The 14,765-nt window shown below is 41.7% G+C and carries 17 protein-coding genes; 1 reads left to right on the forward strand and 16 read right to left on the reverse strand.

What is annotated here, in order from left to right:
* Positions 1 to 169: 169 nt before the first annotated feature.
* The 8 genes from CU633_RS21505 to metG form a co-directional block, all read right to left on the reverse strand.
* Positions 170 to 346, reverse strand: coding sequence for a small, acid-soluble spore protein, alpha/beta type (locus CU633_RS21505; RefSeq protein WP_101662600.1), 177 nt, complete (start codon positions 344 to 346; stop codon positions 170 to 172).
* A 157-nt stretch (positions 347 to 503) separates the two neighbouring features.
* Positions 504 to 767, reverse strand: coding sequence for a biofilm formation stimulator Veg (gene veg / locus CU633_RS21510; protein ID WP_101578950.1), 264 nt, complete (start codon positions 765 to 767; stop codon positions 504 to 506).
* 213 nt (positions 768 to 980) lie between these two features.
* Positions 981 to 1,859: a sporulation peptidase YabG gene (yabG, locus tag CU633_RS21515; RefSeq protein ID WP_101662601.1), complete on the reverse strand. Its 879-nt coding sequence runs from the start codon at positions 1,857 to 1,859 to the stop codon at positions 981 to 983.
* A gap of 195 nt (positions 1,860 to 2,054) precedes the next feature.
* Positions 2,055 to 2,933 carry a 16S rRNA (adenine(1518)-N(6)/adenine(1519)-N(6))-dimethyltransferase RsmA gene (gene rsmA, locus CU633_RS21520; protein ID WP_101662602.1) on the reverse strand — a complete coding sequence of 293 codons (879 nt, stop codon included), beginning with the start codon at positions 2,931 to 2,933 and terminating at the stop codon, positions 2,055 to 2,057.
* A complete protein-coding gene (rnmV, locus tag CU633_RS21525; protein ID WP_101662603.1) occupies positions 2,926 to 3,486 on the reverse strand; it encodes a ribonuclease M5 in 561 nt (186 codons plus the stop codon). Before rnmV ends, rsmA begins: the two co-directional genes overlap by 8 nt.
* 491 nt (positions 3,487 to 3,977) lie before the next feature.
* Complete coding sequence (locus CU633_RS21530; RefSeq protein ID WP_101662604.1) at positions 3,978 to 5,168, reverse strand: G5 and 3D domain-containing protein; 1,191 nt, start codon at positions 5,166 to 5,168, stop codon at positions 3,978 to 3,980.
* A 243-nt stretch (positions 5,169 to 5,411) separates the two neighbouring features.
* A complete protein-coding gene (locus tag CU633_RS21535; protein WP_101662605.1) occupies positions 5,412 to 6,179 on the reverse strand; it encodes a TatD family hydrolase in 768 nt (255 codons plus the stop codon).
* A gap of 190 nt (positions 6,180 to 6,369) precedes the next feature.
* Positions 6,370 to 8,322: a methionine--tRNA ligase gene (gene metG / locus CU633_RS21540; RefSeq protein WP_101662606.1), complete on the reverse strand. Its 1,953-nt coding sequence runs from the start codon at positions 8,320 to 8,322 to the stop codon at positions 6,370 to 6,372.
* Between the two features lie 726 nt (positions 8,323 to 9,048).
* On the opposite strand from metG, the gene CU633_RS21545 reads away from it, so the two are divergent.
* Positions 9,049 to 9,333, forward strand: a complete 285-nt coding sequence (locus CU633_RS21545; protein WP_101662607.1) for an AbrB/MazE/SpoVT family DNA-binding domain-containing protein — start codon at positions 9,049 to 9,051, stop codon at positions 9,331 to 9,333.
* 45 nt (positions 9,334 to 9,378) lie between these two features.
* Here CU633_RS21545 and rsmI read toward each other — a convergent pair whose 3' ends face one another.
* The 8 genes from rsmI to CU633_RS21585 form a co-directional block, all read right to left on the reverse strand.
* Complete coding sequence (gene rsmI / locus CU633_RS21550) at positions 9,379 to 10,254, reverse strand: 16S rRNA (cytidine(1402)-2'-O)-methyltransferase (RefSeq protein ID WP_101662608.1); 876 nt, start codon at positions 10,252 to 10,254, stop codon at positions 9,379 to 9,381.
* Entirely contained in the window at positions 10,226 to 10,519 is a 294-nt protein-coding gene (locus CU633_RS21555; RefSeq protein WP_101662609.1) for a GIY-YIG nuclease family protein, read from the reverse strand. The genes rsmI and CU633_RS21555 overlap by 29 nt, the downstream gene beginning before the upstream one ends.
* Positions 10,509 to 11,249: a tRNA1(Val) (adenine(37)-N6)-methyltransferase gene (locus CU633_RS21560; protein ID WP_101662610.1), complete on the reverse strand. Its 741-nt coding sequence runs from the start codon at positions 11,247 to 11,249 to the stop codon at positions 10,509 to 10,511. Before CU633_RS21560 ends, CU633_RS21555 begins: the two co-directional genes overlap by 11 nt.
* Positions 11,250 to 11,339: 90 nt before the next feature.
* On the reverse strand, positions 11,340 to 11,714 hold the full coding sequence (gene yabA, locus CU633_RS21565; RefSeq protein ID WP_101662611.1) for a DNA replication initiation control protein YabA: 375 nt from the start codon (positions 11,712 to 11,714) through the stop codon (positions 11,340 to 11,342).
* 331 nt (positions 11,715 to 12,045) lie between these two features.
* Positions 12,046 to 12,873 (reverse strand): PSP1 domain-containing protein, encoded by an 828-nt coding sequence (locus tag CU633_RS21570; RefSeq protein ID WP_101662612.1) that lies wholly within the window; start codon positions 12,871 to 12,873, stop codon positions 12,046 to 12,048.
* A complete protein-coding gene (gene holB / locus CU633_RS21575; RefSeq protein ID WP_101662613.1) occupies positions 12,866 to 13,873 on the reverse strand; it encodes a DNA polymerase III subunit delta' in 1,008 nt (335 codons plus the stop codon). The genes CU633_RS21570 and holB overlap by 8 nt, the downstream gene beginning before the upstream one ends.
* A 13-nt stretch (positions 13,874 to 13,886) precedes the next feature.
* Positions 13,887 to 14,327 carry a YaaR family protein gene (locus tag CU633_RS21580; RefSeq protein WP_101662614.1) on the reverse strand — a complete coding sequence of 147 codons (441 nt, stop codon included), beginning with the start codon at positions 14,325 to 14,327 and terminating at the stop codon, positions 13,887 to 13,889.
* 23 nt (positions 14,328 to 14,350) lie between these two features.
* Positions 14,351 to 14,680: a cyclic-di-AMP receptor gene (locus tag CU633_RS21585; protein ID WP_101662615.1), complete on the reverse strand. Its 330-nt coding sequence runs from the start codon at positions 14,678 to 14,680 to the stop codon at positions 14,351 to 14,353.
* Positions 14,681 to 14,765 lie beyond the last annotated feature (85 nt).

The raw sequence follows: 14,765 nt of genomic DNA on the forward strand, positions 1-14,765 counted from the left end.
TGGCAGGACCGAAGCGACTCGAGGGGCTAGGCGCTGGAGCTGGACATCGAAACGCCCAACTATATTTAGAAACGTTTATACTTTCCTATAGCTATAAAAAGCCAGGGCATGTGCCCTGGCTTCACCGCGGTAAATCCATAATTTCTGCTTGGTACAAAACTAAGAAGTGTTATCGTCTGCCAGCTAGCTGCTGCTGGGCGAGCTCAATAGCCCTTTTCACCATATTCCCAGCATCTTTGGCCCTAATTCCGCCCCAACCATCTCTTTGGACAACATCATAAAAACCAAGATCCTTAGCAAGCTCCTCTTTAAAACCCTCTGACATAATCCCTCTTCTTCTGCCCAAGAAAAACAGCCCCTTTCGTTACCGCGGTATTATTAGTATTGATTAACCAGTTTATTTGATGTGAACCTTTATTTACCCTGCTTTTTGTTTACAGAGACAGAAAAAAGGCAAAAATAAGAGGCAGTAAACAATTGTTTACTGCCTGCTTTGGGCCTTATTAACTTAAGGCAATATTTCTTGAAGCATCTTCATAGAAGGTAATTTGAACTGTCTCAGTTAAAACGTCCGCATAACTGTAAGATACGCGTTCAAATGCATTTTCATCTTGATCTAATTCAATCACAAAAACGGAAGGGTATGTTTCTGCTAAAACACCGGAACGCTCAATCGTTTTTCTGCGTCCGCCGTTTGCCTTAAGCAAAAGTCTTTTACCTAGATTCGAATCGAGTGCTTTCTTAATATCCGATAATGTTTTTGGCATTCGGTCCACCTCACTATGTAAAGTATAACACGCTGACATAACTAAGTCAAATAAAAAGATAAATTATAACAGTCATTTAAAATGATTGTCAATATATTTTCTCTGACTTTTTCTTCTATATTTCAACAATTATAGGTTGACCTCTTTCGACAAAGAATATGTGCGTTCTATTCAAAAAAATAAGTCGTTAGTTAAAACGAACGACTTCATACTTTACTGAATTTGATCGAGTTTATATGGCATTCCAGTCCGCAGTACACCCTTCGTTTCAATTCCGCCTAACCCTTTTTGTCCGGTAAGGGTATTTCGCAGCACGTCCCACACATTAATTCTTTCCATGAACGGGGTGAAACTTATTTTGGCCACAATATAGACAGGATCAAGAGCATGGATGTTTACTCTTGAAGGAGAGCTCGCAAAATTCGCGCCGGCATGGATGAGCGATTCAAAATGGGATTGGCAGGCACCTGCAAAGATCACCAGCTGATCAAGATGGGGAATTTTCCTTCTTGCTTCTTTGACCGTTTGGACAAAGTGGCGGGAATGCCGGTATGCATTTAAATCGTTTATTTTTCCTTTTGCTTTTGAATAGGCATCATGGCCGGTAATGACAAGGATGTCCGGACGGTAATAATCAATGAGCTGGACGATTTTGTCCGGCATCTCTTTTTCCGAACAATGGATACCGTATACGGGAACGCCCACCTTTTCATACAGCTGCAAGCACTTCTTTAAGTAAACAGGATCACCGTCTACATGAAGCACTCTTCCAGGCATTTGAAAAAAATTATGGGACTGGCTGTATCCTCCTGTTGCATCATATTCCAATTTCTGTTTCAACAGGTCTACATCCTGCCGGAACAGCTTGAAGGACTGCTCTTCAAGCGATCTGAATTCCCTCGCCAATTTCGTTCGTTCAGAAGGATCTATAATCATTAAGTCCTCATAGGGAGCATCAGCAATAAGCCGGACATCCTCGCCTGCTAACACAGCTGTTTTCCGGCCTGCTTCTTCCTTTATATCAATGACTCTAAATATGATGTCGCAACGATAAGAAATTCTCCCAACGATGTCCATAACGTTAATACCCATAGTCGTCACTCCCAGATCGTTCTCTGATAAGCTATGCAAACTCCTGTCTCCTTGTGATTGGACTGACACGGAGCTCATGTATCACTGTATCCGGGAGACAACCAGGAAAAATACTTTAGTCCAGAGTGCAGCCTGCTGATTATCGTAATGGGATCGTACGCTTTGGAAAAATAAATAAGACCCTGAAAAAGGGTCTTAGCGGAAATTCGGATAGAGCAGGTTGCTAAGAAGCGCAAATTCTTCGATTGAAAGGGTTTCTCCTCTTCGGCCCGGATCAATGTCCGCGCCATGGAGAGCGGCCATGATGTGATCTTTCAGCTCTTTTCCGTTTGGCAGCTGGCTTGTTAAATTATTTAAAATTGTTTTTCGTCTTTGTGCAAAACTTGCTCTCGTAACCACAAAAAAGAACTCCTCGTCGATCACTGATACTGCCGGTTTATCCCGTTTTATTAAACGAATCACCGCTGAATCGACGTTTGGCTGTGGTACAAAAACAGTTTTCGGCACGACCATCACCGTTTCTGCTTTTGTATAATACTGAACAGCAATCGATAGAGATCCATAGTCCTTAGAACCGGGATTGGCGGATATCCGGTCGGCAACCTCTTTCTGAAGCATGACGACAATGCCCCTGATCGGAAGGTTTTCTTCAAGAAGCTTCATGATAATCGGTGTCGTCACATAATAAGGCAAATTAGCAACGACCATGATATCGTTAATGCCCGCAAATTCCTCGTTTATGATTTCGCCAACATCGGCCTTTAAAACATCCGCATGGATTATTTTTGCATTCGGGTAGGGGGCGAGCGTATCTTTTAAGATAGGAAGAAGGCGCTGGTCTATTTCAAAGGCGACTACCTTTTTGCTTTTTCTGGCAAGCTGTTCTGTTAATGCACCAATGCCGGGGCCAATTTCGATCGCTCCTGTATTGTTTGTCAATCCGGCATGGTCGACAATATTTTTTAAAACATTGGTATCAATCAAAAAATTTTGGCCGAGGCTCTTTTTAAAGGTGAAGCCATATTTCTCAAGTATGGTCCGTGTTCTTAAGGGCGTTGCGATATCCTTATTCATGTTGTTCCTCCTGACGTATTGCTGCCACCGCAGCGGCGAACTCCTCCGGGGTAATTTGGAACATCATCAGCCGCTTATGAAGCTGTTTGCCGTTCGTATACCCAATTTTCAGCAGCTTCCCAAGCTTTATCCTGCGTTCTTTTGATCCTTCCCCGCCGATTAGGCCTGCCAGGATGAGATCATCCTGGCTGATTTCTTCTTTCACCTCGTCGTTCATCGTATGGGCAGCTTTTAATGCCTCTCTTATCGCAGCCGGGGATGCATGCTCAACTCCAACTCCTTTGCCGTGCTTTTGCAATGCATCGCTTTTTTCGAGAAAAGCATGGCGGCATCCTGGTACATGATCAGCGATCGTTTTTCTTATCTTTTCTCCTGGAAAGTCAGGGTCGGTAAACACAATTACGCCGCGGACTTTTTGGGCCAGCTTAATTTTTTCGATCGTTTCTTGATTAATGGCAGAACCGTTTGTTTCAATCGTATCGGCATCCACAGCGTTTCTAATCGCCGTGGTATCATCCTTTCCCTCGACCACAATAATTTCTTTAATCTTCATTTTTCCTCCAATACACAGAAAAGCGCAAGCGCCTTGGTCAGCCCCGACAAGCGCTGGCCGACTAAGATCGCCACGTCCTGTGGCAACGTCGGCACTAGTACGTCCTGTACGTCGGACGGCCTGACAGTGAAGCCGTTCTTTGACTTCATTGGCAGGACCGAAGCGACTCGAGGGGATAGGCGCTGGAGCTGGACAATTAGAAAAGCGCAAGCGCCTCGACACACGCATTTTTATTAACCCAAGTAAAACTTGAAATTTTTTGTTATTTTTGCAAAAAACCTGAAACATTTTTGTAACATTAAACGTCTATATATATAGAAAACAGCATAAAATGAAACGGAGACTTTAAAGATCTCCAAAGTAAATGTCATGCGTTGCTGTTAAATCAATGAATCAAGTTCACCTTAAAACTTCATTTGCGCTTGTTTAACAATTATAAATAAATTGAGTGAAAATGCAAAATGCAGAGGAGTGCTCCCCTGCATTAAAGCCTAATTTAATATTTTGATCTTTACTTTTTTCCTGCCCCAGCGGTAGGCTTCGGGTGTGCCCGGAAAGAAAACATCAATTTTATGGCCTTTAATTGCTGATCCTGTATCGCCAGCAACAGCATAACCATAGCCATCCACATAAACCTTTGTACCAAGTGGGATCACACTTGGGTCTACGGCGATTACTTTCGCATTTGGGTTTGCTCTCAGATTAATCCCGGTTGCAGTAACGCCTGAACATCCATTGCAACTGGCCGTGTACGCTGTTGAGTCTACATAAAATTCGCGGCCGGAAGATGGGGCGGGCTGAGATTCACGGGATACTTGCTGGGCGATGACCTTTGTTCCGACAGCAACGACCTTATCCTGTTTATCTTTGATTTTCTTCTCACTGATTAATGTTCTGGAAATTTCCTGGCCGTTTTCTTTCACCACTTCAAATTCCTTGGCTATTAGACCGTTTACGCCTTCAGTAATAACTTTTTCGGTGCCTTGATTAAGGGTGCCATCTTTCTTTGTCACAATGGCAAAGCTAATTGGTTCTTCCACTACATCGGTGACTTTTTCAACTCGAATGACGTTTACAACGGCATTTTCTTTGAGCGTCTCTTCTAGATTAGGTTCAACACGGTCTGATTCAGCCAGTGTAATACCTTGCTGTACTAAAAAGTCAGCGACCGTAGTCGAAGTGGACCAGACTTCCAGTTTATTACCTCCATCGACAAGCGTTAAAGGAAAGGCTTTTTGAATGGAAATTTCAAGATCATTTTTAATCTTTTCTTCAAGCTTTGGGTGAATTGTATCATGCTCACTTAAAGCAATCTGGTGGTCTTTTAAAAGCTCTCCAACCGTCGCGGCTGTCGTCCAAACTGTCTTCTTTTCATTATCTTGCACAATTTGGACCTGCTTTGCCTGTTCCCAAACCACTTTTAAATTGTTTTCAACCTTTGTGTTTTCCGCAGGAAACACATAGTCTTCTGAGCGTACTGCAATGTTAAGTTCATCGAATATATCTTTTATCGTAGCTGCATGTGTTTTGATGACTTTTTGTTCGCCATTCAGCGTAATGGCTACTGTTTTCTTCGTAGTTTCATAAAACAAGAATCCGGTTGCTGCTGCAAAAACTACGAAACTAGCTGAAATGACGGCTAACTTCTTTTTACTCAAAGACTTGGAAAAAAGGTTTTTCATGGTTTCAATTACGATGAAAAACGCCTCCTTTGCTCTTCGGAGTGATTATATTAGACCATCTCTCCTTCTGTCAACCTAAACACCTTTCCTTGGGAACGCACCTCCTATTATGCAAAATGTTTTTCGGAAAAGAAAGGAAGACTTATCGACATGGTTATCCTATGAGAGAAAGGAGACGTGTAGAACTTTTTAGAATAGTTAAATAATAGGACAAGCTTTCACACATATCGACAAAAAAGCTTATCAATTTATGCCGAATAATTTTTTTGCATTTGCCGTTGCAGCTTCTGCAAACTCCTGTAATGACAACCCTTTAATTTCTGCAATTTGTTCGGCAACCAATTTTACATAACCCGGTTCATTTCTTTTTCCGCGAAAAGGATGCGGCGTTAAATAAGGGCAATCTGTTTCAATTAACAAACGGTCCAACGGAACTGCAGCCGCTACTTCTTTCGGCGTTTTGGCATTTTTAAATGTTACGGGACCACCAAGTGAAATATAAAAATTCATATCCAAACACTGTTTAGCAATCTCCACGCTCCCGCTGAAGCTATGCATGATCCCCCCAATTTCCCCTGCCCCCTCTTCCTTGAGGATTTGTACCGTGTCAGCAGTTGCATCCCTGTTATGGATGACGATCGGCAGCTTGACCTTTTTCGCCAGCCTGATTTGCTTGCGAAACACATCTTTTTGGATGTCTTTAGGAGATTTATCCCAATGATAATCAAGACCCATTTCTCCGAGAGCCACGACTTTTGGATGTTCTGCCAGCTGTTCAAGCCACTGTAGATCTTTATCTGTCATATCAATCGCATCAACCGGATGCCAGCCAACACTTGCATAAATAAATTCATATGCCTCAGCAAGTTCAATCGCCCTGGTGATGGTTGGCCTGTCAAACCCAACCACAACTATATTTGTGACACCAGCTTCGAGTGCTCTGTTAATAACGTCCGGCAAATCTTCATTAAACTGTTCTGCATTTAAATGGGCATGTGTGTCAAAAAGCAAAGTAAAAAACTCCTTTATGTAAAATTTTATTTTTTGATTACAATTATTAAATTTTAAAAACTATCCCAGGAAATAATTTATTAATAAGAAAGATAACTAAACCAATGAAAATTATTATATTGGAATAAAAAACATAGAACTGTTTCCTTGTAGCTGTAACATGTGAAACAATTCTATGTTCTATTCTTCATTATTTTACTTTTGATCCGTTCGGGAGAGTCTGGTCGACAGTAGCCAACGATAGTGCCCCGTCTTTTCCTCCAGCTAAAATCATTCCTTCTGAAAGCTCACCGCGCAGCTTGACCGGTTTTAAATTCGTGACACAAATTACTTTTCGGCCGATCAGTTCCTCCGCAGTATAAAACTTTGCAATCCCTGAAACAACCTGGCGTTTTTCATAGCCTAAGTCAAGCTGGAGCTTCATAAGCTTATCCGTTTTCTTAACCGGCTCGGCATGAATGACCTCCGCTACCCGCAAATCTATCTTCATAAAATCATCAATCGCGATTTCTTCCGTCTCCGGTTTTTCTTCAGGTTTCGCTTCGGCTGGTACAGATGGAGCTTGCATTTGTTGTTTAATAAACTCGACTTCCTCTTGTATTTCCAGACGAGGAAATAAGGGCTCCCCTTTTTTGACCGCAGTTCCCTCGGGAATTTGGCCGAATGATTCCAGGCTGTCCCAGGAAGTCAGCGTTTCTTCCTTCACATTCAATTGCTCAAAAATCCGTTCAGGTGTACGGGTTAAAAATGGTTTTAATAAAATCGCAATCCGGCGCAGCGACTCTGCTAAATGAACCATAACACTCGCCAATTGCTCCCGGCCCTGCTCCGATTTAGCGAGCACCCATGGTTGCGTTTCATCAATATATTTATTTGTTCTGCTGACGAGCTGCCAAACCGAACTCAAGGCAACTGAAAACTCCATTTTTTCCATTGCTTCTTCATATTTACCGATCGTATCGACGTTGGCTTCGAGCAGCAAGCCGTCAAATTCACCTTTTGAACCCTTGTATGCAGGAATAATTCCGTCGAAATATTTTTCAATCATCGCGATCGTACGGTTTAAGAGATTTCCAAGGTCATTCGCCAAATCAAAATTGATTCGCTCAACAAATCCTTCCGGAGTAAACACTCCATCCGCCCCAAACGGTACTTCTCTTAGCAAATAGTAACGGAGCGCATCAAGGCCATAGCGATCGATTAACGTAACAGGGTCGACGACATTTCCTTTCGATTTGGACATCTTCCCATCCTTCATTAATAACCAGCCATGGGCAAAGACCTTTTTCGGAAGAGGGATATCAAGCGCCATTAACATGATCGGCCAATAAATCGTATGGAACCTGACAATCTCTTTGCCCACTAAATGAACATCGGCAGGCCAATAATTCAGATACTTCGCATCATTTTCAGTCCCATAGCCAAGCGCAGTAATATAATTGGACAGGGCATCAATCCATACGTAGATAACATGCTTAGGATCTCCAGGTACCTTTATGCCCCAATCAAAAGTTGTTCGCGATACAGCCAAATCCTCCAAACCAGGTTTAATAAAATTATTAATCATTTCATTTTTTCGCGATTCCGGCTGGATGAATTTGGGGTTTTCTTCGTAATACTTGAGGAGACGGTCCGCATATTTACTCATTTTAAAGAAATAAGAAGCTTCTTTTACCTTCTCGACAGGACGGCCGCAATCGGGACAGTTGCCATTCTCAAGCTGCCTGTCCGTATAAAAGGATTCACAAGGAGTACAATACCAGCCTTCATATTCATCCAAATAAATATCGCCCTGTTCAACCAGCCTTGCAAAAATCTTTTCCACCGTTTGTTTATGGCGATCCTGGGTTGTGCGGATGAAATCATCGTAGGAGATTTCGAGTTTGCTCCAAAGCTCCTGGATTCCTTCGACGATTTCGTCCACATATGCTTGGGGAGTAATCCCTTTTTCCTCTGCTTTGCGCTGAATTTTTTGCCCGTGTTCGTCAGTTCCGGTTAAATACATCACGTCATAACCGCGCAGCCGTTTATAGCGGGCCATTGCATCGCCCGCAACTGTCGTATAGGCATGGCCTATATGAAGATTGCCGCTTGGATAATAAATCGGAGTTGTAATGTAAAAGGTATTCAATTTTTCCTGCATCAGAAATGCCCTCCTTTTTAAAAAAGCACTAGAAATTATAAATCAGCCCATAACAGCTTTAAGATCTCTTTTAAAAGGAAAAAATCCCGCCCAATGGGACGAGATCTATAAAAACATCCTGCCTTATTGAGCTATTTTATCCTGTTTTTCAGCAAGTTAAAAACCATCTGAATTTCTAAGCTGCCTAAAGACCATCATAACCGCTTATATCATCAAAATATACCTAAAAATTTGAAAATGTGCAACCAATTAAAGCGCTTTGCAAGAATGAAGAAGTGAACTGAAAAATTTTACAGATCGATTTCGTTTTTTCATAAAAAATTAATAAATTTCTAGAATCGAGGTTTAACAAAACTTTTTAAAGGGAATATAATTACACTGGTTTTTCTGAAATCTTTCATATTTTGATTTCTGAAAAAGAGGAGTTTTGTAGTTTTTTGTCGAAAAAAGTATAAATATTATATTATTTATACTTTTTTATAAAATCCACTAAAATATTTCCCTGATTACGAGGATTTTTTCTGCAGATTTTTTAAAAATTTTAATCTTAGAAATCCTTTTATATCAAGGTTTTTATAAAATGTTGTAAAATTACACTCAAAATTATAAAATAAAATAATTGACGTTTATGGGAAAGGCTGGTATTATTATATTAAATAAAGAATTTGTCGAATTATGGCGAATTCAAAATAAAAAAGAGATAGAAGTTGAGAGGAGATTACAAGGATGAAATCTACAGGTATTGTTCGTAAAGTTGATGAATTAGGGCGTGTGGTGATTCCAATTGAATTAAGACGTACGCTCGGTATTGCTGAAAAGGATGCTCTGGAAATTTACGTAGATGATGAAAAAATCATCTTGAAAAAGTACAAGCCTAACATGACTTGCCATGTTACAGGTGAAGTTTCTGATGATAACATTACTCTTGCAGGCGGAAAATTAATCCTTAGCCGTGAAGGCGCTGAGCAATTATTAAAAGAAATCCAAAATTCTTTTGAGCTTTCCAAGTAATAAGTTGACAAAAGCTTCTCCTGATAAACGGAGAAGCTTTTTTTTTTATTCAACATGATAGACATGGTACACATCGCGTTTCTGAATATTTCTGTCCTTGGCTGTTTGTTTTATAGCATCTTTCGGAGCCATTCCTTCCGATATGTAATGCTCAATATGTTCCTTAATGCTTAGCTGCTCCCACCAGGGTTGTAGCTCCGAAGTTAATTCGGAGCCGGAGCCTCCTTCAACCACGAGGCAAAATTCACCCCTTACTTCTTCACGGTTTGCCCATTCGATTGCTTCTGAGACTGTGCCCCTTATCAGCTCTTCATATTTTTTCGTTAATTCCCTGCAAAGAACAATTTTTCTTTCACCAAGCACTTCTGCCATTAGCTGTAATGTCTCTTTTAATCGATGCGGTGCTTCATAGATCAGAATGGTAGCTGTTTGTTTAACCAGCTCTTCCAGTTCTTTTCTCTTCTCCTTCTTATGCCTGCTTAAAAAGCCATAGAAATAAAACGGCTGTGTCATTAAGCCCGATGCAACCAGAGCTGTTAAGGCAGCATTGGCGCCAGGAAGGGAGACAACCGCAAGCTGTTCCTCTGTTGCTTTTTGGACCAGCTCATATCCTGGATCCGAGATGGCTGGCATTCCCGCATCACTGACAAGAGCAATCTTTGCTCCATTTTTCAGCAATTGCACGATTTTCGCTCCGCTCGCCTGTTTATTATGTTCATGGTAACTCATCAAAGGCGTATCGATTTCAAAGTAATGGCATAGTTTTTTTGTATTGCGCGTGTCTTCTGCCGCGATGAAATCTGCTTCTTTGAGAATTCTAACCGCCCGAAAACTCATATCCTCGAGGTTCCCGATCGGTGTTGGAACGAGATACAGGATCCCTTTGCTTTCTTCATTCTGGAAGCTCTTTTGCTGCCACATATGCCCCTCCTGTTTCCCGAAGCAGGAAATCTTCCTTCTTTTTTCTCGGCAATTTTTTAAAATCGTATTCGGCTTTCAGCGCTTCACCTTTATTATCAAACTTTTTGTAAAATATAAGCGTTACCGGCCCTCTGCCTCTCGTATACTTTGCCCCTTTCCCTTCATTATGAAGCTTTATTCTCCTTTTTAAATTGTTCGTATATCCTCCATAAAAACTTCCATCAATGCATGTTAATACATAAAAATAATGACAGTTATTCCCCATATAAAAGCTCGCTCACTTCCCGGGTATACTCATTTCGCCCATTATAAACAAATAGCGGCGCCAGGATTTTTAAATCTGGTTTCCCGTCTTTCGTTGCTTCAATCAATAGAGTATTCGCTTCACTTCCATGCTTCGGGTGAACAAGTTGAATCCGTTTCGGCTCGAGCCTGTATTGCCTCATTAATGTGATGATATCAAGAAGCCTGCCGGGTCTGTGGACAAAAGCCGCCTTTCCCCCCTGCCTGAGCAGCTGGCTTGAAACCTTCACAGCGTCTTCCAGGGTACATAGGATTTCATGGCGGGCAATCGCCAAATGTTCGTTTTCATTGATCTCAGCGTTTGCTGGTGTCGGAAAATAAGGTGGATTGCACGTAACGACATCAAACTTGCCATAGCCGAGCTGCTTTGGCATATCTTTAATATCGCCATGTATCATCGTGATTCTTGATTCGAGGTTGTTATAGCGAACGCTCCGCACAGCCATATCATACAATCGTTCCTGTATTTCCACGCCGGTAATTCTCCCTTTTGTTCTTGCGCTCAAAAATAAAGGAATTACTCCATTCCCGCTGCAAAGGTCAATAAGATTCCCTTTTTGAATCGGAACGTATGCAAACCTTGCCAATAAAGCAGCATCCAAAGAAAAGGAAAATACGGACGGGCTTTGAATGATCCGCAAATTTTCAGCGAGAAGATAATCGAGCCTCTCGTCATCTTTTAACATTACCATCGTCGTTCCTCCAAGAGCTATTTATGTATATAGATATTCTTGTCTGAAAGAGAGAAAAACAGCCTTCCCTGCAATAAGGAAGGCTTTGGATTATTTCTTATTTAAAAAAGATAGACAAAACAGGCAATCGCCTTCCTTGCGGGGGCTTCCAAAATGCAGGTTGCAAATGTGAAACCCTTCCTGATAAAGGCGGGCAAGGTTGTCATAGCCTTCACCAATATCCAGAGGATTTTTGCCGTCCAGTTCCGAAGGGCTGTCACCCTCTTTTCCCTTGCCGGTATCTCGCTGCTCTTTTGCTGCAGTTTTCTCCAGACGGAGCCTTAAATGGTCATTCTCAATTTTTAAAGAATTATTCTCTTCCAGTATTTCCGCAAGATGGACTTTAAGCTCCCCAAGCTGGCGGTACAACTGGCCGATCTGAGTTTCCATATTTGTAACTGAATCAAAAATTTCTTTTTTATCCACGCGTTCCACCTCATCGTCCAGCTACGGCTCCCAGCTTCCCAAGGTCATAAGCCAGTCACAGAAAGCGTCCTTCAAAAATGATTCTGCAGCATAAAGCCGAAGAAACTATATTCATTGCGATGGTCATTCGAAGATGTTTGTCATGTTGCGGCTTAAAAACAGCCTGTATCTATATTGGCGGCTTCCAATCCCAGACACCTGTGAACAGGCCTGAAAGCCGCTTATTTCTATTGCGGCAACAAGCTAGACCCACATGCTCCTGGTGCGTATACAAGCCCAAAGTTGCTTTTTCCTGGTGCGGAAGCAAGCTTAAACCTGCTTGTTCCTGGTGTTAATCTGTTGATTGTAGCGAAACAGCGCCTTCTTGTAAAATTTCGTCCAGCGTATATTCAAGAACGCGGTCAGTCTCGGAAAATTCCACTTGCAGGACGCGTTCCAATATATTTAACCCGACAACCTTGCCGTGTCCATTAGGGGTTTTAATAAACTCGCCCAAGTCCGGAAGCTGTTCTTTTGCTGACTCATACTCATCATTTTCATATTTTAAACAACACATGAGACGACCGCATAAACCGGAAATTTTCGTAGGGTTCAACGATAAATTTTGGTCTTTCGCCATTTTAATCGAAACCGGATCAAAATCTCCTAAAAATGTTGAACAGCAAAGCATTCTCCCGCATGGGCCAATCCCGCCCAGCATTTTCGCTTCATCCCGAACACCGATTTGGCGCAATTCAATTCTAGTTCGAAAGATCGCTGCTAAATCCTTCACTAGCTCACGAAAATCAACTCGTCCATCCGCAGTGAAGTAGAATATTACTTTATTCCGGTCAAATGTATATTCCACATCGACAAGCTTCATATCCAATTGATGTTCATTTACTTTCTCACAGCAAATATCATATGATTCCTTTGCTGCATGTTTATTCTCTTCGACAATGAGCCGATCCTTGTGATCTGCAATTCTCAAGACTTTTTTAAGAGGGAGGACTACATCATTTTGTTCAACCTGCTTACGGGCAATCACTACTTTCCCGTACTCTACACCTCGAACCGTTTCTACAATAACGAAGTCGCCTTTTTGAATTGAGAGCTCCCCGGGATCAAAATAATATATTTTGCCAGCTTTTTTAAAGCGTACACCTACTACGTCATACAAATGAAGATCCCTCCTGCAATTTTAACACAAGCTGTTCCATCAACAGCTGCGGATTCATATTTGCATGCAGCTTTCTTTTTGCTTCTAAAATGGCCGTCATCTGTTCGGTTAGACGCCGTCCCGATGTTTGCAAAGCATATTGCTCCAGGCGTGATTTTTCGCTTGTATAAACAATCTGCTCCTGCTTTCCGATCTGGATATATAATAAATCCTTAAATACAAGAAGAAGTAAATCTAAACCACGATCAAGCTGTTCTTTCTCTTTAAAGTGCAGAAACCAATTCTCCTGAAGGTTGACCATTGCTTCAAGCGGATTCTTTCTCAGCACTTCATATAATTTTAACACTATTTTTTGAGCTTGTGCAAACCAATCGTCATTGCTAAGCTCAAGTGCTTCAGTTAAGTTATTGGTCAGTTGGGAAAGCAGCGGCGCAATGCTCGCTGTTACGCCATTTTCAACAAGCTGGCTCGCCATTTTTTCTGGAGGTAAAGGCTTGAATGTAATGATTTGGCATCTGGAAAGAATTGTTGGCAGCATTTGCTGGACTTGCTCGGTGATTAAGATCGCAAACGTTTGAGCATGTGGCTCTTCCAAAAACTTCAGGAGACTGTTTGCTGCATTGACGGTCATCCGATCAGCATGAACAATCAAATACAGCTTTCGTTTCGATTCCAGGCCCGTTTTTGCGAATTCTTCTTGCAGCGCTTGAATTTGGCTTTTTTTGATGGAAAGGCCATCAGGCTCAACTACATGAATATCAGGATGGTTTCCGCTGTTAATTCTCTTACAATTTAAACAGCTTTCACAAGGTTTATAACCGTTGGCTGGATTTTGGCAAAAAAGGCTTTTCGCAACGAGCAGGCCTGCGTCCTTCTTTCCCGTACCTCTTGCACCCTCAAATAAATAAGCATGCACCACACGGTCCTTTACCAGGCTGTTTTGAACCATTCTTAAAACCGTTGGCTGTATTTCCTCTAATTGCTCCCAAGTCCTGGCCAATCCAATCACTCTCTTACGTGTATAAATTAATGAGAAGTCCTTTGATTTCCCCGATTTTCCCTAAAATATCAATTGATGTTTCTTCTCGCTTCATGACATTGTCTGTTAGTTCGACAAGCTTTTCATCAATCGTGTCGACAATTTTTAAGGAACGGCCCTGTCCAAATTGATTCCAACTGTGCGATTGCTTAAGTTCCATTCCGAAATCGACTGTTTCCTTAACAAATCGTTTCACGAGCGCTTTAAACTTGGCTAAATCCTTAAATGTCCGCGAACGGGCGAGCCGGTCCCCTGCCTGGTCAATATCACTCATCAGCTGCTGAAGCTGTGTCACTTGCAGCTTTTGATCCTGCTTTTGGACGTATTCGCTAAATTTAATCCCGCCAACATTTTGCTGTTTCTGCTCATGGCGGCCTTTATCGAGATTTAAGCGCATATCCTGGTTTATTTTCATGATGAAACCTCCGGGTGATTCCTTTAAAATTGGAGAAATTGATCGACTGGAAGAACAAATACAGTTGCCCCGCCGACTTCAACTTCAACCGGGTATGGAACGTACGAATCTGCATTGCCGCCCATCGGTGAAACAGGCGCAACCAGCTGCTCTCTTGATTTACAGTTTTCCTTTATGATTTGCAGAGCGCGTTCGACGCGAATATCGTCTGTACCGACCATGAAAGTCGTATTTCCTGATTTTAAAAAGCCGCCGGTTGTAGCGAGTTTTGTAGCCCGGAAATTATTTGCCATTAAAGCTGTTGATAAACGATTGCTATCCTGGTCCTGGACAACTGCAATAATTAACTTCATTTTTCCATCCTCCTTAGTAGGAACGTATTGTCAAAAATTAAATATATAAATCAAGCAAATACATTGATATCAGAGGGTTTATAAG

Origin of the sequence: Bacillus sp. V3-13, from assembly GCF_002860165.1 — a bacterium.
Taxonomy (GTDB): domain Bacteria; phylum Bacillota; class Bacilli; order Bacillales; family Cytobacillaceae; genus Bacillus_BJ.